Genomic DNA, 18,756 nt, shown 5'->3' on the forward strand with positions numbered 1-18,756 from the left:
ACCTGTTAAAAATACTCTAAATCCACAAGAAAGCCTTATGTATCAATAAAAAATAGACTGCTAATTGTTGTGCTAATTAGCAGTCTATTTATGTGTTTAATTCTTATTTTGTACCAGACAACTGAACGGGTTAAGTGTTATGCTAATCCTTTTTTTATACTCATTTAGAGTAAATCGGTCATTTATCCCTTTTAAAAATGATAATCATCCTCGCAAATTACGACTGCTTTTGGCTCATACGGCTCAATATGCACAAGCGTTGTCGCAAAAGGATCGAGCTGCTGCACCGCTTTTTCGATTTGCTCGGTGATGGCATGTGAGTCACGGACATTTAAATGCGGATTCACACAAACCGTGACATCGATTAACGTTAAGCTCGCATGATGCCTACCTCGTACTTCAACAACTTCACGTACGCGCGGGATGTCTGCCACATGTTTTTCAATCGACGCAATTAACTCTGGGTCAAAGCCATCTGTTAATGAAAAGACGGCTTCTTTGAAAATTTCAATCGCCGTTTTAATAATAATTAAGCCAATAACAAATGCCGTAATCGTATCGACAATGACAAACCCTAAGATCGCCGCTGTAATCCCGATCGCTGTCCCAATACTGACTAACGCATCGGAACGGTTATCATACGCCGCTGCTTTGACCGCGCTACTATTAATCCTTTTGGCCAGCGCAATATTGTATTTATATACCGCAAACATGACAACCGCACTGAATAATGCCACAACAATCGTAAGTGCTCTCGGCTCCTGGTTAATTGGGTGCATGATATTTTTGACCGCTGTAATTAATACTTCAATCCCAACATAAATCATAATGAATGAGGCGATAAGTGAAGAAATCGTCTCTGCACGAAAATGACCATAGCGGTGATCATCATCAGGTGGGCGCTGTGAAATTTTCAAGCCGATTAACACCGCAATCGACGCAATAATGTCCGTTGTATTATTTAATCCGTCTGCCTTTAACGCTTCTGAATCGCCCATATAGCCGACAATTAATTTCAGTGTGCTCAAGAAAATATAGGCAATAATCGACAAATAAGCCCCTTTTTCTCCAGCACGTAAGTTTGTATACTGCTCCAAAGTGTTTCCTCCCCGAAAAACATCTGCAAACACGAAAGAGGTTACCCCTTTTCAAAAATAGAAAAGGAGTAACCTCTCGAACATGTAGTTTTCATTTATTATAGCAAAAAATCGGACAAAAAACGACTAATAGTTATTGATTTTGTTGTATTGTAGATAGTTCTTGAATTTTTTTCAAACATTCTTGAAGTGACAATTCAACATATAATGTAAAAAGGTATTACGTATAAAGTATAGAAATAAAGTGATAAGACGGACAGGAATGAAGTTAAATAGAAACATTTTTTACCATTACCCCAATTATTTTTTGGGCGACAATCTACGTGGGTATCATTTGGAGTTGCACCTTTTCTTATACGCTGGACTCTTAGCCTAATTTCTCTATAAAACACAAAAAATCGAAACTGCATGACGCAATTTCGATTTTTTGTGTGGACTACGTGCCATAATCGCAATCTACGGCCGTCTACTAATACATCCGTTCCCGTTACATAAGATGCGCATCATTTAGGCTAATTTCAACGGTGGTACAACTTTTACAGCAGCGTGCATGGTTACTCCAATTACTCGCACCGGTTGCAACTGACTTCATTTAGCGCACCTTTGAACGGTACGTTGGAGCTACCTCCGTCTCCTTTGGCGCTTCATGTTTCCAATATTCAAAGCTCTTTAAAAAATAATGAAGCTCTTGAAATGGAATCGTTAATCCACAAGAAACAGCCTCTTGCACAACCTTTGATGCAAGCTCAGCATCCTTTTTTAACATCGCTAATCGGAAGCCACGCACAAAATGTAAATCCTCAGCGCTTAGCTGAAGCAGTCGCTCAAATAACAGTAAAAACTCCTGCTCCTGCTCCGTCACCTTTTGGTCCTGAAACGCATATTCGTACAAATCAAGCATGAAAATATATTTGTATCTAGGCTCCACGATCATTGCGAGTATTTGATAAATAACATCCGGATCAGCATTAATTGCAATTTCTATCGCTGTTTTACGAAACTTTGATGGTAGACCTAGTGCTATAATTTCACGCTTCAGCTGTTTTTTCACGATTTCACTCGGATATCCATTCACACATGCTAGCATCGTATAACCAATTGCATAGGCCTCTCGCATTGCTAACGGCTCCAAGGCTAAAGGGTGATGATCATCAAACATTTCACTCTCCACCTGGCGTAAACTTTCTAAAATCGGCATCTTATTTCCCCCTTTTATCAAATACGAATAGTAGCTGAAAACCCATACTACAAATCGCCCTCTTTAGAAACATACGAAAACTGTCCCTATTCGAACTAGTCGCCCCTTAGGTTACTTTATAATATTATCTTACAGTATCCATACTATTATGTAAAGAAATGGTAATACACTATAGTTGCTACCGATTATGAATCAATCTATCGCCAAAATCTTCATCAAACAATGCATGTTGTCATTATAATGGCGTGAATTTACGAGAATTTGTGGTGAGGGGTAAGTGCGGTTTCTAAAACAAGCCGTTCAGTTTAAAAGCTGAACGGCTTGTTTAGGTTATTTAATTTACCCGAGATTATTTGAAAGAACCTTCAAATAAAATTTCTTCTAATGGGCGACGACTTGATGGTGTTTCGCGCGCTTGTAATTCGGGAGAAAGCAGTTCTTTTTCACCTTGGTAACCAATCGCGATTGCTAATTGTACATCGAAGTTTTCAGGAATATGTAATGCTTCCTTCGCCACATCTTTATAAATACCGCTCATTGGATGAGTGATTAAGCCTTCTTTAGCTGCTTGTAATGACAGGAATCCCCAAGCTGCGCCAGCATCAAATTCATTTGATCCTTTTGTATTATCAGAAACTACTATTGCTAATACGGGTGCATTTTTAGCCCATACTAAGTTTCCTTCCATTAAGATTGGATGGAATTTTTCAAGGTCCGCTTCTGTTTTAGCAACGATGAAGCGCCAAGGTTGGTTGTTACCTGAAGATGGTGCCCAACGAGCTGCTTCGAATAGTCGATTTAATACGTCGTCAGCTACTGGTTTGTTAGCATAAGAACGTGGAGACCAGCGATTTAAAAATAAGTCTGCAATTTCGTGTTCAGCTTTACGGTAATCTTTTGCTTGGAATGTCATGATAAAATCCCCCTAGTTGTATTTAACTTCCTTTTACATTTTAAATTATTTAAACAAGTTTGCAAGGAAAAAGACTTACAAAAAGTAAGCACATTATTGTAAGTAAGTTATGTTAAGAACTTTAGAAATTGATGGAGATATATTAGAGGATTGGAATTAAAAATTTTAAGGTTATCTTCGTATCGCAATCTGTTTTCCTATCTAAGTTTTTTAGCCTTTAATAACTTTCTTCTGTCATTAAATCCTTATTTTAGTAAAAAAATCACTAATCAGATATTTCCTTGATAATTTAATGCTATTATTCAATTATACTTAAACATAAAGGAGTACATAATGAAAAAAATTATTATGACATTGATTCTAGTTTTAATGCTAGCAGTACCAACCCAATCATTAGCAGCTGTGCAGTTTAATGACGTAACAGATCGCACGCAAAATGGGATTTTAGAGAAGTTGGTTGCGGAAGGTTTAGTAAGTGGGACAAGTGCTAAAACATTTACGCCAAATCGAAAAGTTACACGCGGTGAAATGGCCGTATTTTTAAACCGTGCGTTTGATTTAAAGGCAGTTCGTCCTGTTGGTACGTTTAAAGATGTGCCGAAAACGCATAAGTACTACAGTGCAATTCAAGCATTATACCGTGCGGACATCATTAACGGTGCAGATGGAAAGTTCATGCCAAATAACCCAGTTACACGTGAGCAAATAGCAATCGTGTTCACGCGTTTATTAAATTTAAAAGTAGAGCAGACGACAAAATTTAAAGATGTGCCAAAAACGCATGTTTCAAATATGTTTGTGGGTGCATTAGTAGCAAAAGGCATTACATCAGGTTATACAGACGGCACATTTAAACCGAAAACACATGTGACACGTATGCAGTTTTCAACATTTTTATACCGCTCTTTATATGGGAAAGAGCCTGTTCTTGCTAATCGTAAAATAACATCGCTTTCAAAGTATTCGGCGACGAAACTTAGCTACGCGAAATATAAACACAATTTCTTCAATGAAACTGACTATGTATCATTTAACATTCTCCGTAACGGCGATTCGGAGTTTAAAGACTGGGACATTAACATGCGTGGTTTATCCGTTTATGTAGAAGGATCGGACTGGGTTTTCTTTAATTTATATGATATTGAAGGAATGGAAGAAAATAAAGTTCGCACACAAAAAATCACAGATATGAATGACTTTGTTACACAGCATACAGAAAAAACAAAAGTAATTTTCGATCAGCCAATCAAAGTGGACGGCAAAACATTCACTAACGCATTAAAGGTAACATCTACCTATTCATATGGCTCTACATGGACTTTTTATGTGATTGAAGGCTATGGTATTGTAAAAGTGTTTGAAAATGCAAAAGTTATGTGGGAATTAGTTGATTACGACTTACGTTAATTTACAGGTTGCCAAAATTTTTTGATAGCACATTCAAATAAATGGGTGCAGCATTTGGCGTGAAGGTTAATCTCTGCGTCTATAAAGCACAAAAACTCGAAACTGCATGACGCAATTTCGAGTTTTTGTGTGGGCAGATATAGCAGGTCCTTTTTAAAGAGTTAGTAGATGTAATCAAATATTTTTTGATAACCAGCGGGTAATACGGAAGCGATGGTTACACCTATTACAATTGAAGTCGTTGAAAAAACAATAAATTTCTGAAGTGATATTTCCTTCCTCTTATAAGCAATGATGAATACCTTTATCATAAAATAGACAGTAATAATTATAATGATGGCAGAAAAAACACTAGTTAATAATACTTCCATTGAATACCTTCTTTCATATAAGTATTTCAACTAAATTTTACCACCCAATTGATCTGCTTGATATAAAATTATAAGTAAAAAGCGACTGTATAATTCTACGGTCGCTTTTTACTCGATTTTGATTGTTTGTGGACAGACACTAACCCTGTCCCAGCCCCTACTATTTTATTGTTGATTCTGCTGCATAGCCTGACGCATACGTGCCATATTCGCGATCGTACCGCCATCTACTAATAGATCCGTTCCTGTTATATAAGATGCCGCATCACTTAGTAAAAATTCTACTGCTTTCGCGATTTCATCGGCATCGCCTTCACGACGTAATGGTGTGTGCGCTAACAGTACGGCCATTTGTTGGCTCTCTTCTTTTTCTTGACGGCCCATTGCTGTATCGATTGTTCCTGGTGAAATCGAGTTTAAACGTGCACCCTTTTCGCCCCATGCCCATGCTAAGTCTTTTACCATCTCGATCACTGCTAGTTTTGAAGTAGTGTATGACCCTCCAGGCGTACCTTGACTCATTTGTTCCATCGTTGCCATGAATGCTTCGTCTAATGGATTTTTTAATGCCGCGCGCATTTCAGGTGTTGCCGGTACCATATGTGCACTCATTGAAGAAATCATCACAGCCGATGTTTTTGGACCTGCTAAATGAATGAATTCATCTAAAATATACGCTGTCCCGACTGCGTTCACTTCCATAATTTTTTTCCAATCTGCCATTGTTGGTGAAAGACCTGCTGTGTGTACTAAACCAACGAGCTCTCCCATTGATGCAGCTTTGTCCGCAAGCGCTTTCACAGATTCACGTTTTGAAATATCGGCAATCATGTATTCCACTTGTACAGCACCTGCTGCTGTCAGTTCCTCAGCTATTTGTGCTAAACGTTCTTCGTTCATATCTGCAAGTAAAAATGCATTACCCTTTGCTAGGCGCATTGCTGTTGCTTTACCCATACCGCCTGTACCACCAGTAATTACATATAAGTTCGTCATGTGGAAACCTCCAATTCTAAAGTTACCTTCATTATATTGCACGTTTTCGTTCGATTCAAACAACATTGTGTAGTAAAGTGTCTATAGAAGGAGCTGAAATTATGCATAAGCGCGAATATCTTGCACACCATTCTATGAAGCAATACATTCTAACCTCGTATAGAGAACTATTAAAGACGCACGCACCTGATAAAATTTCAGTCAAGCAAATTGCTACACATGCGGGTGTTAACCGATCGACATTTTACTTACATTTTCAAGATAAATATGAAGTGTTACAGCTCATCACAGAGGAAAAATTAGCGCAATTGGTTTCCTATTATTATGGGACAAATGAAAGCGATGATGACCCGAAAAACGTGACCATACAAATTTGCACACATATTTATCAAAATAAAACGTTTTATAAAGAGCTCTGCCAGGATGATGCTTTCAAAGATCGCCTGTTTCATTACCTATATGAAGCATTATTCATACATATCCAGCATGAAGCGATTGCGACGTTTACGGCATACGGCACAATGGGCTATTTTATCGAATGGATTAAGCAAGATTGCCAAAAACCGATTGACATGATTGCCAGTGATTTAGCGAGTATTTCGAACGCTCAATCAGTAATATCAAAAATGTAGCGCTATGTCACCGATGGACATAGCGCTATTAGTTACTGAACTTTATAGATTTCGAGTAGTTGCCCATCATAATTTAACAGCACGGCATTCAGCTGCCCGCTCATATAGCAACCACCATCAATTGCAATATAGCGTTTATCTTCACTTACCCAGACATCATTTGATTCATGAATATACGAAACTGGTGTATGGCCGAATACATTAACGTATGGTGTTTTGTTGGCTTGTAAAAAGTGTTTGCGTATCCAAATAAATTCCCGTTCTGTTGTTTCATCGAGCGTCGCAAATTCCGAGTTAAAGCCGGCATGTGTGAATAGTACATTACCGATAATCTGATGAGTTGGTGCTGTCGCTAAAAATTCGAGCTGCGCCTTGAAATGCGTTTTCACTGCTTCAGCTTGTACTGGATAGGACTCGTTCGAAGTAGTATCCGGCAGTTGTGCTAAGAGATTTTGCATCGTTTCTAAACCACCGTTGACATAATAATGCACCTGCTTTTCAGTTGGATTATTTAAAAAGTTCAACAGCATGTCTTCATGATTGCCTTTAAGAAAAACGACTTTATCGCCATATGTTTGATTAAGTTCGATCACTTTTTCAATGACCTGTAAGGATTGTGGCCCTCGATCGATTAAATCACCTAAAACCACAAGCGTATCCTCTGGGTTCCAATGCGTTAAGATTTCTTCAAACTGTTTCAAATGTCCATGAATATCACTTACTACGAATAGATTGCTCACAAAAATCATCTACCATTCCTATTTCCAATTAGTGGAACATATATTTCATTTCTTCTATAATACCACGTTGTAATTATTTATTTTCAGAAATGTTTAGTAATAGCCTATTTGTGTGAATATACTAACTAAAATGGAATTACTATACAAAAGGAGTGTCAAATGATGAATAATGAAAAATTTGATGTAATTGTTGTTGGTGCTGGGATGGCAGGCGTTTGTGCAAGCTTAGAAGCAGCTGAACAAGGACAAACAGTGTTGTTAATCGATGTGGCTTATGGTGGTGGTACAAGTGGAATTTCTGGTGGTGTCGTATATGCGGGTGGTGGTACAAGTACTCAGCTTGAAGCAGGAGTTGAGGATTCAATCGACAATATGTACAACTATTTAATTCAAGAAACGGCTGGCGTTGTAAAAGATGAAACGGTTAGACGTTTTTGTGAGGAAAGTCCAGCTTCAATTGATTGGCTTAAAGCAAAAGGTGTCAAATTCCAAGGGACCGTTTGCCCATATAAAACTTCTTATCCAAACGATCAATTTTATTTATATTACTCAGGCAATGAAAAATCATATCCGTATAAAAACCACGCAACCCCTGCGCCTCGTGGACATCGTACCGTTGCGAAGGGGCTTGATTCAGGGAAGGTGTTAATGGAAACGTTACTTAACTATGCAAAAAAACAGCCAACTATCACATTTCAACCTTTATGTAAAATTACGGATTTAATTGTTGAAGACGATGCAGTAGTAGGCATTAAATACCGCGGCGTTAAAAATTTCACAAATGAAAAACATACTCGCTATTCAAAAATTGGAACGAACTACGGGAAATATATCAAGCCACTCGGAGAAAAAATGGATAAACTCAGCAATTCTATTTGGGAAGAGTCGGCAAAAGATTACGAAGCCTATGCAACTGGCGTTATACTTAGCTCAGGAGGCTTTATTTTTAACAGTGAAATGGTGAAAAAATATGGTGGCAAAGCAGATCATACGATGGCACTTGGAACCGTTCATGATAGTGGCTACGGTATTCAATTAGGTCAAAAAGTTGGTGGAGATGTTGCTCATATGGACAGTCTATCTATCTGGCGCTTCTTGTCACCTCCTTCTGATTTCATTCGCGGCGTCGTAGTTGATGGTAACGGACAAAGGATATTAAATGAAGATTTATACGGAGCAACATTTACTAAAAAAATGGTTGATCAGCATGATGGAAAAGGCTATCTTTTTGTTGACCGTGAAATTTGGGAAGCAGCAAAGCGTAATGGGCCAAAAGAGTCACTATCATTCCAAGCATTAATGATGCAGTACCTGTTTAAATTAGGTCATTACAAAGCCAATTCAATTGCTGAACTAGCAAAGAAAGTGAAGCTACCAGAAGAAGTAGTTGTGGACACAATTACTGAATATAATAACGCCATCTTTTTAGGCAAAGATGAGCCAATGCACAAAACAAATGAAGCAGCAACGCCTTTATTACGTCCACCATTTTATTGTGTAAATGTATCGATAAAAAATTCTCCGTTTAACCCAGCTCCGGCTTTAACTTTAGGTGGCTTACGTGTAAACGAGGAAACTGGAGAAGTGCTTCGTGCAGACGGTTCAGAAATTAGCGGTTTATATGCTGCGGGTCGTACTGCGGTAGGCATTTGCTCAAATAGTTATCTTAGTGGATTATCACTTGCAGATGGAATGTTTTCTGGACGACGTGCTGCACGTCATATAGCAAATGTAGCTTCTAGTGTGCACACAGTAGAAGTGTAATTAATTAAGCTGCAGCCAACCAATTGGGTGTAGATAATGAAAATGCCCACTTCCCAATCAAGTGGGCATTTTCTATTTGATTTGCTCATTTCCAATTAGCTTTTCCATCTAAAACTTAAATTCCATCTCGTCCACACAACCACTTTCCATGTCTTTAATGGCAATTTTATTGGCGTTGATTTCATTTTCCCCTAAGACAATTACTTTCCCGACATTTTCGCGATTCGCTTTGTCCATTGCCTTACGAACCTTTTTCCCGGAAAGTTCCACTTCCACACGCTTACCGGTTTTTCGGAAGAAGCTCGCTAGTTGCAAGGCTTGTTTTTCCGTGTTCATCGGGATAATATAAATGTCGATTTCACGTGGATTTTGTTCAACTTTCCCAGCGAGGTCAAGCGCGGTATAAATCACATCTAATCCAAATGAGATGCCGACTGTAGCGAATGATTCGTCGGTGCCAATCAGTCCCCCAATCGCATTATCATAACGCCCGCCACTCCCAATGCTTGATTTAATCTTGCCATCTGCTAAGAAAATTTCGTAAATCGTACCGGTGTAAATTTCTAAGCCTCGCGCTAAAAATGGATTGAAGATGCATAGTTGATCAATTTGCAGCGCTTGTAAATAATCCATTAATTCACGAACTTCCGTCACACCCTCAGCGATAAAACGATTTTGCTCCTGATAATTTTCAAAATACGCAAGGCTAGGTACGGCATCTAAAAAGTGTTCGATTTGGGCTAGTGATTTCTCTGTGAGTGAAAGTTCCTTTAATTCTTTCACTAATGTCGTGCGATTGATTTTCTCCATTTTATCTAAAATTAAAATGACACGATTCATGACATTTTCAGGCACCTCAAACATCTGTAGTAAGCCGTATAATAATTTGCGGTTATTGTATTGAATCGTAATTGGGACCGCTAACTCTTCAAACGCATCCATGGCCATCATCATCAGTTCGGCTTCTGCTGCTTGTGATTCGACACCCACGATATCGACATCGCATTGCGTGAATTCTCGGAATCGCCCTGCTTTTATTGGGCCATCACGGAATACCTTTCCGATTTCATAGCGTTTAAAAGGCATGGCAAGCTGTGGATTCATCGCAACGACCTTTGCGAACGGAATGGTTAAATCATAACGTAGAGCTAAATCACGTTCACCACGATCCGTTAATGTATACATTTCTTGCAGAATTTCCGCACCACCTGCATATTTCGACGCCATCAGCTCTGTGTAATTGATAATTGGTGTTTCAATCGGTTTACAGCCATATCGTATAAATGTGTCTTCTAATATGCGGCGAATTTTACGACGTACACTCTCTTGTTCTGGTAAAAAATCCTGTGTTCCACGTACATTTTGATAATCCATTTTCTTCATTTTCATTCTCTCCTTTTCATTTTAGGCAAATAAAAAAATCGTATAAGTATAAAGCTCCAAAACGGCTTTATTATACGATTTCACGACGAAAAGTCTTCCTATTCGATATTAAAAAATTAATAAAGATAGCAAGACTTTTATTTATGATGATGGTGTTTAGAACTAAGTGAAAGTTGCCAATTTGACTGCATAAAATCTTCCCCTTTCGATTTAATTACAGACTATACAGCAAAAATTTCCGATGCGCAACTTAATTTGCTAAAAATTCACAATTCTACGAAACGCGGTGGTTCGTTTATCCGTATAATAACTAATGAACGAAAAAGGAGGCTACGCGAATGTTACTAGGATTTTATAGTGGGCTTATTGTGTTTATTCTCTTATTTATTATCGTACTCGTAGTCTTCATCAAAACGTTGAAGCTAAAGCAACAAAACACGTTGCCAGCAATTATGCTCGGCGTTTTACTCGTATTTACACTCGTTGTTGCTAGCATTTATAGTGTTGACTTTTACTTTTTAAAAAGTGGACAAACCAAGTCAACGTCTGGCGCGTGTTCGCTTGAATATGTGACTGGTAATGGCAATAGTATGGATTCAACCGATGTGACGATTGGCGACAAAACTTATTCGATTAAGTCCAGTCGTTTTAAAGAAGTTGAAGATGGTCAGTACAATTGCACAATCTCGTATTTACCCATCACAAAAATTGTGACAGAAATCTCGCTCAGCAAATAAACCATGCGTGCGTATCAAAGAGATACTTACGCATGGTTTACGTTGTTATTCTTTAATAATAGCCACTAGCTCCTGAAACGCTTTTTTCGCTTCTGGAATTGGAAATACCGGGAAAACGTGATTCATTTTTTCGTACTCAAAATAATGGATATCCACGCCTTGTTGCTTTGCTTTTTCGAGGAGTAGCTGCGCATCCACATATAAGAGCTCTGCCGTCCCAACAAATAGCGTGATTTGGCCGATATCGTGAAGCTCCCCGTATAGCGGGCTAACAATGTGATTTTTGACCCCTGCGTTTTTTGCCCACATTTTCCCGAGTCTTTGCGCTCCTTGCACACCTAACATGGGATCTAGCTTTTCGATGTGCTCATAGCGCGGGTCCTCACCTGTCACATCCAGCCATGCGGAATGCAAGATTACATGCTGCGGTTGCTTTTTTCCTAACCGCTTCACGTCCTGCGCTAAGCCCAGCGCTAGCCCACCGCCCGCTGAATCACCCATGAATAAAAACGTTGTGTCATATTTTTCGAGAAGTCGGTCATACAATGCATGAATCGCCTCATAGCATTCTACAACCGTATAGCGTGGTAATTTCGGATAAATCGGAACAACAATCGTAAATTCTGTTGTACGGGCAAGCTTCACCAAATAGCGCCAATGAAAGCTTAATGGGTCATTAATGTACGCACCACCGTGAAAATAGTAAATCACTTTTTCTGGTTGACGTTGTTCATTAATCGTATAATAGCGCATGCCATTTATTTCGTTTTTCAAAATGTCCTGCTTGACCCGGTAGGATTCATCTAATTGATATGCTGGATCGTTGTATTTACTCGCAATAAAATCATCCATCAACTGTGCATGTTGAAATTTTTTCTTCGTTCCGCGCAATCGTAAAAACTTTTCAAATGCTACACTTTGCCAGCTACGCACAAAACTCCCCCTTTTAATTTCCTTACAAAAACAATCTCATTTACTTGTTTTAAAGAAAAATTAAGTGGTTCCTGTTCATTCAAAGGTCCAATATTATCGAAAAGTGGAATTTGCTATGATTTTATTAGAATTTAAATCGAGGTGATGACGTTGGATATTATTCTAGTAAAACTTCAAACAAACCAATTGAACGCTATGAAGTTTTTTTATGAAAGTATTTTAGGTTTTAAGGTTCTTGAAGAAGCTCATAATAAATTTACTATTCAAACTGGATTAACTGTCGTTACGTTTAGCGATGAACGGGTAACCAAAAATCCTTTCTATCATTTTGCTTTTGATATTCCAAGTAATCAATTTAATAGTGCTAAAGAATGGATTAAACAGAAAGTACAGCTTTCTACTGAAAATGATGAAGATGAAGTTTATTTCGACAGTATTAAAGCAAGATCACTTTATTTTGAAGACCCTGCTGGTAACATTGTTGAATTTATTTCACGGCTTGAGGATAGCCCAAAAAGTAATTTACCTTTCACAATTGACCATGTCATTAAAATGTCTGAAATGAGTTTAGTTGTTGAAGACAAAATTACTGTTGCCAATGAACTAAACAAAATGGCCTTATCTGAACGGGATCAACAACAGATTTCAACGAATTCACTTTCTTTTATTGGTACTAGAAAGCACCCTGTTTATTTGTTATTAGTAGATGCTAAAAGAAGATGGTTTTTTTCAAAAAAGGAAGCTGTTGTATACCCGCAAGAAATCCTTTTAGATTCAGGAATCCAAATCACAATAGACGATAATCTTCAATTTCACATAATAAAATTATAATAGAAAAATGCCCCAATAACTGATAATACAGCGATTAGGGGCATTTGAATTGAGAGTAAAAATTCATTTAGCTTATTGTCTTTAACAACATATGCATAGCTCTCTTAATTTATAAGAATAAACAGCTTTTTTCGAGATTGATACATGCTTTCGAATAACTAACTTAGCCTTCACTAGAAAATAAGCTTTGCAAGCGCTCTGGGATTCTCGCTACCTTTTTGTTTTTTAAGTCATAGAAACAGCCCTTTTGCTTGCCGATACAATGCACTTTATCAGTCGCAATTTCAAATTCCATTTCCCAGCTGGATTGCCCAGACTTCACCATCCAGCAACGTCCAATCGGTTGATCAAAAATCGTTAGCGGCACTTTATAATCGATTTCCGTTCGCATTAAAATCGGTGAAATTTTGATTGCCATCATTTCTGCTAAAGGATAATGTTCGTTTAAAAATGCCATACGTAAGTCTTCAAACCAACGTACGTACACAATATTACTGACAATCCCCATTGCATCAATATCGTAGGCATTAATTTGAATATCCTTTTGTGCTAATAATACTTTCTCCATTTGAACTCCCCCTATAAGTCTTCCACAAGTATTTGCGCCTGTTTAGGCATAACGTCTAATGACCTTTGTTCCCCATTTTCAAGCATGATTTCAAGTGTAGATGCCGTATTGTCATCTGTAACAAAAACAAGCAACTGGTCGTTATGACTCAGATGGACCACATCCGCATACGCAAATTCTTCCATTAGTTCTAAACTGTAGCCCCCCTCAAAATAATCAAACACGGCAATCGCCAGCTTTTCATCGACCTTTAACCCAAATACCGTAAAGCGGCCGTCTTCATAATAGGCAAGCTTTTGAATTTTATCTATTGACTGACCGAGCTGATAAATTTCATTATAATGAAGTAATAATTCTTGCCACACATCTTGTTGCTTTTCTACGGGATTACTCCAAGTAGCTATCTGCACGACTTGTTTATTATCTTTCACGCGCATCATGACGCCGCGATTTGGTGTACGCACATCATTAATATAAAAATCCCCGGCGGCAATGCCTAGCTCATATTCTTCCGGAATGACATTAAATTGTTGCGTAGGATACTGTTGTTGTAAATATTCACTCAACTCAGCATAACTTTTTTTATGTTTATATTGTTGAATCGATGGAAAAGCAAAAAAATAGATACTGTAGCTGATAATTAAAAGCGTACTGATCACGAGCGTAACCTTTTTCCGTTTTCTAAAAATCAATGCCACGATTACAATGACTACGAGCATACACGCACCGATAAAAAGAAAGCCAATCAAATCCCCTGGCATCATTGCACTCACCCCTTAATTTGCTATAATTGTAATTATAACGCAAAGATTCAGAATAGAGGAGATGAACAGACAGCATGAATGATTCTGGCCTTTGGATTAGTTTAGGGATCAATTTAGTCATTATTTTAATACTAACAATTGGATTCAGAAGATATTATCGTAATAAACCGAAAGTCGATCAAGGTTTTAAAATTGCCTATTACGGCTTATCTTATCGCCGAAAATTTTGGCGTACGATTTATTCACTTCCATTGCTACTTGTTTATATTGTGCTCATGTATTTTTTACTAGGTTTGGACGCATTATTTATTGGTTTTGTCATTTTTGCCGGCATCATTTTTATCGTGCAAGCCTATTACAATTACGTAAAATGGCAAGAGGAAGAAAAATTAGCTTAACATTGGCACATCGCTCTTAGGTGGTGTGCTTTTTTTCATTTATTTTATTTTGAGGCATTCCTGTAATGGATAGGATATTTCCACGTTACATTCTGCCCAAATTTATACCCAGTGTAGTCGCGTCTTCATAGCTATAATTAGTTAATTCCAAGCCCATTTCATATAAATCACACTGGGTCTATCTTTCAATTTTCATAGTCCTTATCTTTATTCAATTTTTTTCTTTAACGTTTAATACATATTAAAAAAGCAGTGAAACGGGCTTAGTCGTTTCACTGCTTAGACTTTAATAAAAACATCTACAATTAAATAAAATTATTAAAAAAACAAATCTTTAAAAATCAAAACATTCACTTCAATTAGTTAACAAAACAACTTCTTATTGCTTCTGATTACATACTCTACAAGTACTTTTTTTATTTGATCTTTGATTCAAGGACTCTTCCCATTCATGGCCTTCAGCACATTGCCACCAAACTTTTTTACTCATACCTTTAGTAACATCCCACGGTGTTAGATTATCATTTTTACTAGGATGCCATTCTTTTGCAAGTTGAGGATAGGTAACAGCTAAATTATTTGTAATGCTAACACGCCTACCTTGACAATACGGACAACTAAACGATTTCCTTGAGTAAACGGGAGTTTCCCAAATATGGTCTGGACCGTTAGGACAACGCCAAGTAACTACTTTTTTAGATCCCGCTGTAACTTCATACGGAGAGATGATATTACTACTATCCCATTGGTTCACCAACTCTGGATAAATAGCCGCAAAAGAGTTACTTTCATTTACTCGTTTTCCAGTACAGAATGGGCAGCCTCTACCTCGCATACGGGATTTAACATTCATTGAATACTCATGCCCCTTTTCACATTCCCAAATTATCTCTACATTCGATCCTGTTGATATGAAATTCGGATTTAATCCAGTATTTTTTGTTGAATGCCATTGTTGTAGTAGTTTAGGTTCAATAGTTGCAATTGAATTTGCCCTTTTTACATGATAAAAATTCGTTCGAATATCTATTAAATCATTATTTGTAAAAATATCCTTAAAATTAATTGGTATTTTTAAATGGTTAAAAATATCAAAAATCATACTAGCATAGCTTTCAAGATTGGATGGCTCAAAAAGATAATTCCAAGATTCATCTATTTGTGTCAGTGGTGCCTCTCTAACTCTAACAGTCGAATAGCCATTTTTTTTAAAGAAAAGATTTTTTTCTCTATCTTTATCTTCTTTACCTAAATGCCACTTCTTACCGTCATATTCTATAATTGTTTGAATCGAAGGTAATAATATATCTGCTTCGAATGATACATCATCAACCCTAATGATTTCTCTATGTGATACAGTCAGTCCACTCTTTTTCAAATAATAATACAATGAAAATTCAGGAAAAGAACTTCCTGATAGTTTATAGCATAGAGGGCAACCAGAGCCTTTTAAAGATCTATCTGCTACAACTTTTTCATAGCTATGTCCTTCTGGGCATATCCACCAATACCGTTTATTAGAGAAAGGTAATACATCCTTGGCTGTAATTCCATTATTTTTTTCATTATCCCAATCAAGTGCTAAATCCGGACGAATATTGGCCAAACAAGTTTCATCTGAAGCAAATAAATTTTTACAATATGGACAGCCAGAATTTTTCCCGTTTCTATTAGAAATATATGCTTCCCATTCATGTTTTTTCGCACAAATCCACCATACTTTTTTATTAGCATTTGGTGATACATTATCTGGTAATAATTGATTATTTTTCGTTGGGTGCCATTCTTTTGCTAATGATGGATTAGTCACATTTAAGTTATAGTCTTTGTGCACAATTTTATTTGAGCATTTAGGACAACCCTGAGCTTTCACACGATTATATACAGTCATTTGATAAGAGTGATTATTTGCACATTTCCACCAAATTTTTTTCGATGTACCTGGGGGGATTTGAGTAGGTAAAAGTTTATTATTTTTATCATAATGCCATTCAGATGCTATTTCAGGGTATAACTTTGCAAATGAGTTCTGTTCATTAATTTTTAAATTAGCACAATACGGGCAACCTCTACCTCTTTTCCTCCCTGCTATACTAGCAAAATAACTATGTTGTTTAGGGCAAATCCACCATACTTTTTTTGAACTCCCTGGTAAAACTTCTTTAGGTGTATTTAAGTTTTTTTCATGATCCCACTCTTTTGCAATTTCCGGATAAACGGTTAATAGGCAATTTTCTATATTAGCTTTTTTATTTGCACAATACGGGCAACCTTTACCTTTAACTTTTTCCTTAACTACTTTTTCATAAAAATGACCTTTATTACAAATCCACCATACTTTAATATGACTACCTTTTGAAACTTCAGTGGGTAATGTAATATTTTGATTTTTTTCATAATACCATTCTGTTAACAATTCAGGATAGAGAGTAGCAATCGATTTTTCTTTAGAGACTTTCCTCATTTTTTCTCTCCTCTACTATAAACTTCTAATGTTATCTATATTATACTCGTGTTAATTTTTAAAGTCTGACAATTAATTAATGAATTTTATATTTTTATCGCATCATCAGATCATTTCCAAATCTAACATTAAATTAATTTAATTCAACAATACAGTATCCCAGATTAAACGTACTCAAATTCAAAATCCCACTAGAAAACTGACTTGTCGGCTTTACTGTCGGGTTCTCTTTTTCACTTAAAGATCGAAAATTATACCAAAGTGGCGCATGATGATAACCTTATAATTTCACGAATTACGATTCGCAGATTAATCAAAGTCGTTATTAAACTCGTAAAATCTGGTCATTACTTACACTTTAAATTATTATCAAGTTTCGGGTACAACAGCTTTCCTTCAACTAAAGTCCTTTTAAAATTTGAACCCGTACGTCTGCCTAAAAATCGAAGACATTGATAAAAACTTATGAAAATGTTTGTTAGCTCTGAATAAATCAGGATCCTATAACCTTTTGCGTTTATTTTTGTACATTCAAGACCACTTTTATAAACATAAATCACTACAATTGCCCACATGTCAAACCACTTTAATTATCCGACTTTAAAATCTCCCTTTACTTTTCATATACGAACACGTATACTCATACCTATAACTATATATTGTGTTGATTTAACGCGGTACTACTAAATGTAGTTTAAAAGGGAAGTTTGGTGCAAAACCAACGCTGTCCCCGCAACTGTAAATGCTGACTGAAAAGACAATAACCACTGTGCGTATGCATGGGAAGGTGTCTTAAAGGATGACGCAAAGCCAGGAGACCTGCCACGCTAAATTTACGTACATTTCTTCGGGGAACAGGAAATGGAGACGAATCTCTATTTTTGTTTCCATTTCAAGCTATCCATTCACCTGGATAGCTTTTTTTGTTGCTCTGTACGGCACAATGTAAATTCATGTTTAGCGAGGGATTCTATTATGAAACTGTACACGAAAACAATTTGTCCAAAATGCCTGTGGGTAAAATCAGAGCTAGAAGCAGCCAACTTACAGGTGGAAGTAGTAAACATCGATCATGACGAAAATGCCAAACAAGCTGTAATGGATGCCGGATTTATGGCGGTGCCTGTGTTAGAAGTAAACGGCGAATGGCTAGCAGACACACATGTAATCATGGACCGCATTGCCACACTAAGCGCGTGATTGTTTATGCAAGCCGCACCGGAAATGTTCGAAGCGTGATTGCAAAGCTCAAACTACCAGCAATCGCGATTGAACTGGCATCGGCAATAAGCGAGCCGTTTATCCTGTTTACATATACGGACGGGCTCGGCTCGGTGCCACTAGCTGTAGAGAATTTCATGCAGCAGCATCACAAACGTTGTAAAGGCATTATCGTCAGTGGCAACCGCAACTTCGGTCATGCGATGTTTGGGCGCGCGGGTGATCTCCTTGCTGGCTATTACAACGTTCCCCTCATCGCAAAGCTTGATTTACGAGGAACGATGTCCGATTACGAAACAATCCAGCAATTTTACTACTCCACTTGGAAAGAGGCATGAG

At 37.3% G+C, this 18,756-nt stretch carries 19 protein-coding genes and 1 riboswitch; of the genes, 8 read left to right on the forward strand and 11 right to left on the reverse strand.

The window, feature by feature from the left end:
* Positions 1 to 191: 191 nt before the first annotated feature.
* From NSQ62_RS12260 to NSQ62_RS12270, 3 genes are all read right to left on the reverse strand, one after another.
* Positions 192 to 1,097, reverse strand: coding sequence for a cation diffusion facilitator family transporter (locus NSQ62_RS12260; protein WP_341320419.1), 906 nt, complete (start codon positions 1,095 to 1,097; stop codon positions 192 to 194).
* Between the two features lie 592 nt (positions 1,098 to 1,689).
* Positions 1,690 to 2,295, reverse strand: a complete 606-nt coding sequence (locus tag NSQ62_RS12265) for a hypothetical protein (protein WP_341320420.1) — start codon at positions 2,293 to 2,295, stop codon at positions 1,690 to 1,692.
* Between the two features lie 349 nt (positions 2,296 to 2,644).
* Positions 2,645 to 3,208, reverse strand: coding sequence for a nitroreductase family protein (locus NSQ62_RS12270; RefSeq protein ID WP_341320421.1), 564 nt, complete (start codon positions 3,206 to 3,208; stop codon positions 2,645 to 2,647).
* 333 nt (positions 3,209 to 3,541) lie between these two features.
* On the opposite strand from NSQ62_RS12270, the gene NSQ62_RS12275 reads away from it, so the two are divergent.
* A complete protein-coding gene (locus NSQ62_RS12275) occupies positions 3,542 to 4,615 on the forward strand; it encodes an S-layer homology domain-containing protein (RefSeq protein WP_341320422.1) in 1,074 nt (357 codons plus the stop codon).
* Between the two features lie 161 nt (positions 4,616 to 4,776).
* Here the strand turns inward: NSQ62_RS12275 and NSQ62_RS12280 are convergent, their stop codons facing one another.
* Together NSQ62_RS12280 and NSQ62_RS12285 are read right to left on the reverse strand one after the other, a co-directional pair.
* The gene (locus tag NSQ62_RS12280; protein ID WP_341320423.1) at positions 4,777 to 4,986 is read right to left on the reverse strand and encodes a hypothetical protein; all 210 of its coding nucleotides are present in this window, start codon (positions 4,984 to 4,986) and stop codon (positions 4,777 to 4,779) included.
* 165 nt (positions 4,987 to 5,151) lie between these two features.
* Positions 5,152 to 5,982 carry an SDR family oxidoreductase gene (locus tag NSQ62_RS12285; protein WP_341320424.1) on the reverse strand — a complete coding sequence of 277 codons (831 nt, stop codon included), beginning with the start codon at positions 5,980 to 5,982 and terminating at the stop codon, positions 5,152 to 5,154.
* 101 nt (positions 5,983 to 6,083) lie between these two features.
* Between NSQ62_RS12285 and NSQ62_RS12290 the strand changes: the two genes are divergently transcribed.
* Positions 6,084 to 6,614, forward strand: coding sequence for a TetR/AcrR family transcriptional regulator C-terminal domain-containing protein (locus NSQ62_RS12290; protein ID WP_341320425.1), 531 nt, complete (start codon positions 6,084 to 6,086; stop codon positions 6,612 to 6,614).
* Positions 6,615 to 6,646: 32 nt separating this feature from the next.
* Here the strand turns inward: NSQ62_RS12290 and NSQ62_RS12295 are convergent, their stop codons facing one another.
* Positions 6,647 to 7,363 (reverse strand): metallophosphoesterase family protein, encoded by a 717-nt coding sequence (locus NSQ62_RS12295; RefSeq protein WP_341320426.1) that lies wholly within the window; start codon positions 7,361 to 7,363, stop codon positions 6,647 to 6,649.
* Positions 7,364 to 7,495: 132 nt separating this feature from the next.
* Here NSQ62_RS12295 and NSQ62_RS12300 point away from each other — a divergent pair, with 132 nt between their 5' ends.
* On the forward strand, positions 7,496 to 9,118 hold the full coding sequence (locus NSQ62_RS12300) for an FAD-binding protein (RefSeq protein WP_341323930.1): 1,623 nt from the start codon (positions 7,496 to 7,498) through the stop codon (positions 9,116 to 9,118).
* 108 nt (positions 9,119 to 9,226) lie between these two features.
* On the opposite strand, the gene NSQ62_RS12305 is transcribed toward NSQ62_RS12300, so the two are convergent.
* Complete coding sequence (locus NSQ62_RS12305) at positions 9,227 to 10,492, reverse strand: histidine--tRNA ligase (protein ID WP_341323931.1); 1,266 nt, start codon at positions 10,490 to 10,492, stop codon at positions 9,227 to 9,229.
* Between the two features lie 347 nt (positions 10,493 to 10,839).
* Between NSQ62_RS12305 and NSQ62_RS12310 the strand changes: the two genes are divergently transcribed.
* Complete coding sequence (locus NSQ62_RS12310; RefSeq protein ID WP_341320427.1) at positions 10,840 to 11,238, forward strand: cobalamin biosynthesis protein CobN; 399 nt, start codon at positions 10,840 to 10,842, stop codon at positions 11,236 to 11,238.
* Between the two features lie 45 nt (positions 11,239 to 11,283).
* Here NSQ62_RS12310 and NSQ62_RS12315 read toward each other — a convergent pair whose 3' ends face one another.
* Positions 11,284 to 12,171 (reverse strand): alpha/beta hydrolase, encoded by an 888-nt coding sequence (locus NSQ62_RS12315; protein ID WP_341320428.1) that lies wholly within the window; start codon positions 12,169 to 12,171, stop codon positions 11,284 to 11,286.
* Positions 12,172 to 12,321: 150 nt separating this feature from the next.
* Here NSQ62_RS12315 and NSQ62_RS12320 point away from each other — a divergent pair, with 150 nt between their 5' ends.
* Positions 12,322 to 13,002: a VOC family protein gene (locus NSQ62_RS12320; protein ID WP_341320429.1), complete on the forward strand. Its 681-nt coding sequence runs from the start codon at positions 12,322 to 12,324 to the stop codon at positions 13,000 to 13,002.
* 163 nt (positions 13,003 to 13,165) lie between these two features.
* On the opposite strand, the gene NSQ62_RS12325 is transcribed toward NSQ62_RS12320, so the two are convergent.
* Entirely contained in the window at positions 13,166 to 13,570 is a 405-nt protein-coding gene (locus tag NSQ62_RS12325) for a thioesterase family protein (RefSeq protein WP_341320430.1), read from the reverse strand.
* Between the two features lie 11 nt (positions 13,571 to 13,581).
* Complete coding sequence (locus NSQ62_RS12330; RefSeq protein ID WP_341320431.1) at positions 13,582 to 14,334, reverse strand: hypothetical protein; 753 nt, start codon at positions 14,332 to 14,334, stop codon at positions 13,582 to 13,584.
* Between the two features lie 74 nt (positions 14,335 to 14,408).
* Here NSQ62_RS12330 and NSQ62_RS12335 point away from each other — a divergent pair, with 74 nt between their 5' ends.
* Positions 14,409 to 14,732: an ATPase gene (locus tag NSQ62_RS12335; RefSeq protein ID WP_341320432.1), complete on the forward strand. Its 324-nt coding sequence runs from the start codon at positions 14,409 to 14,411 to the stop codon at positions 14,730 to 14,732.
* 379 nt (positions 14,733 to 15,111) lie between these two features.
* On the opposite strand, the gene NSQ62_RS12340 is transcribed toward NSQ62_RS12335, so the two are convergent.
* Positions 15,112 to 17,196: a zinc-ribbon domain-containing protein gene (locus NSQ62_RS12340; protein WP_341320433.1), complete on the reverse strand. Its 2,085-nt coding sequence runs from the start codon at positions 17,194 to 17,196 to the stop codon at positions 15,112 to 15,114.
* Between the two features lie 658 nt (positions 17,197 to 17,854).
* A riboswitch (cobalamin riboswitch) is annotated at positions 17,855 to 18,038 on the forward strand.
* A gap of 133 nt (positions 18,039 to 18,171) precedes the next feature.
* On the opposite strand from NSQ62_RS12340, the gene NSQ62_RS12345 reads away from it, so the two are divergent.
* Both NSQ62_RS12345 and nrdI read left to right on the forward strand, forming a co-directional pair.
* Positions 18,172 to 18,396, forward strand: a complete 225-nt coding sequence (locus tag NSQ62_RS12345) for a glutaredoxin (protein WP_341320434.1) — start codon at positions 18,172 to 18,174, stop codon at positions 18,394 to 18,396.
* Between the two features lie 35 nt (positions 18,397 to 18,431).
* On the forward strand, positions 18,432 to 18,755 hold the full coding sequence (gene nrdI / locus NSQ62_RS12350; protein ID WP_341320435.1) for a class Ib ribonucleoside-diphosphate reductase assembly flavoprotein NrdI: 324 nt from the start codon (positions 18,432 to 18,434) through the stop codon (positions 18,753 to 18,755).
* Position 18,756: the final 1 nt, after the last annotated feature.

This window comes from Solibacillus sp. FSL H8-0523 (assembly GCF_038051985.1).
In the GTDB taxonomy this organism is placed as follows: domain Bacteria; phylum Bacillota; class Bacilli; order Bacillales_A; family Planococcaceae; genus Solibacillus.

What these genes read in the sequence shown, in the direction of transcription:
- NSQ62_RS12265 (WP_341320420.1), bottom strand. Translation starts at nt 2,295, where the DNA reads ATGCCGATTTTAGAAAGTTTACGCCAGGTGGAGAGTGAAATGTTTGAT.
- NSQ62_RS12270 (WP_341320421.1), bottom strand. Translation starts at nt 3,208, where the DNA reads ATGACATTCCAAGCAAAAGATTACCGTAAAGCTGAACACGAAATTGCA.
- NSQ62_RS12275 (WP_341320422.1), top strand. Translation starts at nt 3,542, where the DNA reads ATGAAAAAAATTATTATGACATTGATTCTAGTTTTAATGCTAGCAGTA.
- NSQ62_RS12280 (WP_341320423.1), bottom strand. Translation starts at nt 4,986, where the DNA reads ATGGAAGTATTATTAACTAGTGTTTTTTCTGCCATCATTATAATTATT.
- NSQ62_RS12285 (WP_341320424.1), bottom strand. Translation starts at nt 5,982, where the DNA reads ATGACGAACTTATATGTAATTACTGGTGGTACAGGCGGTATGGGTAAA.
- NSQ62_RS12290 (WP_341320425.1), top strand. Translation starts at nt 6,084, where the DNA reads ATGCATAAGCGCGAATATCTTGCACACCATTCTATGAAGCAATACATT.
- NSQ62_RS12295 (WP_341320426.1), bottom strand. Translation starts at nt 7,363, where the DNA reads ATGATTTTTGTGAGCAATCTATTCGTAGTAAGTGATATTCATGGACAT.
- NSQ62_RS12305 (WP_341323931.1), bottom strand. Translation starts at nt 10,492, where the DNA reads ATGGATTATCAAAATGTACGTGGAACACAGGATTTTTTACCAGAACAA.
- NSQ62_RS12310 (WP_341320427.1), top strand. Translation starts at nt 10,840, where the DNA reads ATGTTACTAGGATTTTATAGTGGGCTTATTGTGTTTATTCTCTTATTT.
- NSQ62_RS12325 (WP_341320430.1), bottom strand. Translation starts at nt 13,570, where the DNA reads ATGGAGAAAGTATTATTAGCACAAAAGGATATTCAAATTAATGCCTAC.
- NSQ62_RS12330 (WP_341320431.1), bottom strand. Translation starts at nt 14,334, where the DNA reads ATGATGCCAGGGGATTTGATTGGCTTTCTTTTTATCGGTGCGTGTATG.
- NSQ62_RS12335 (WP_341320432.1), top strand. Translation starts at nt 14,409, where the DNA reads ATGAATGATTCTGGCCTTTGGATTAGTTTAGGGATCAATTTAGTCATT.
- NSQ62_RS12340 (WP_341320433.1), bottom strand. Translation starts at nt 17,196, where the DNA reads ATGAGGAAAGTCTCTAAAGAAAAATCGATTGCTACTCTCTATCCTGAA.
- NSQ62_RS12345 (WP_341320434.1), top strand. Translation starts at nt 18,172, where the DNA reads ATGAAACTGTACACGAAAACAATTTGTCCAAAATGCCTGTGGGTAAAA.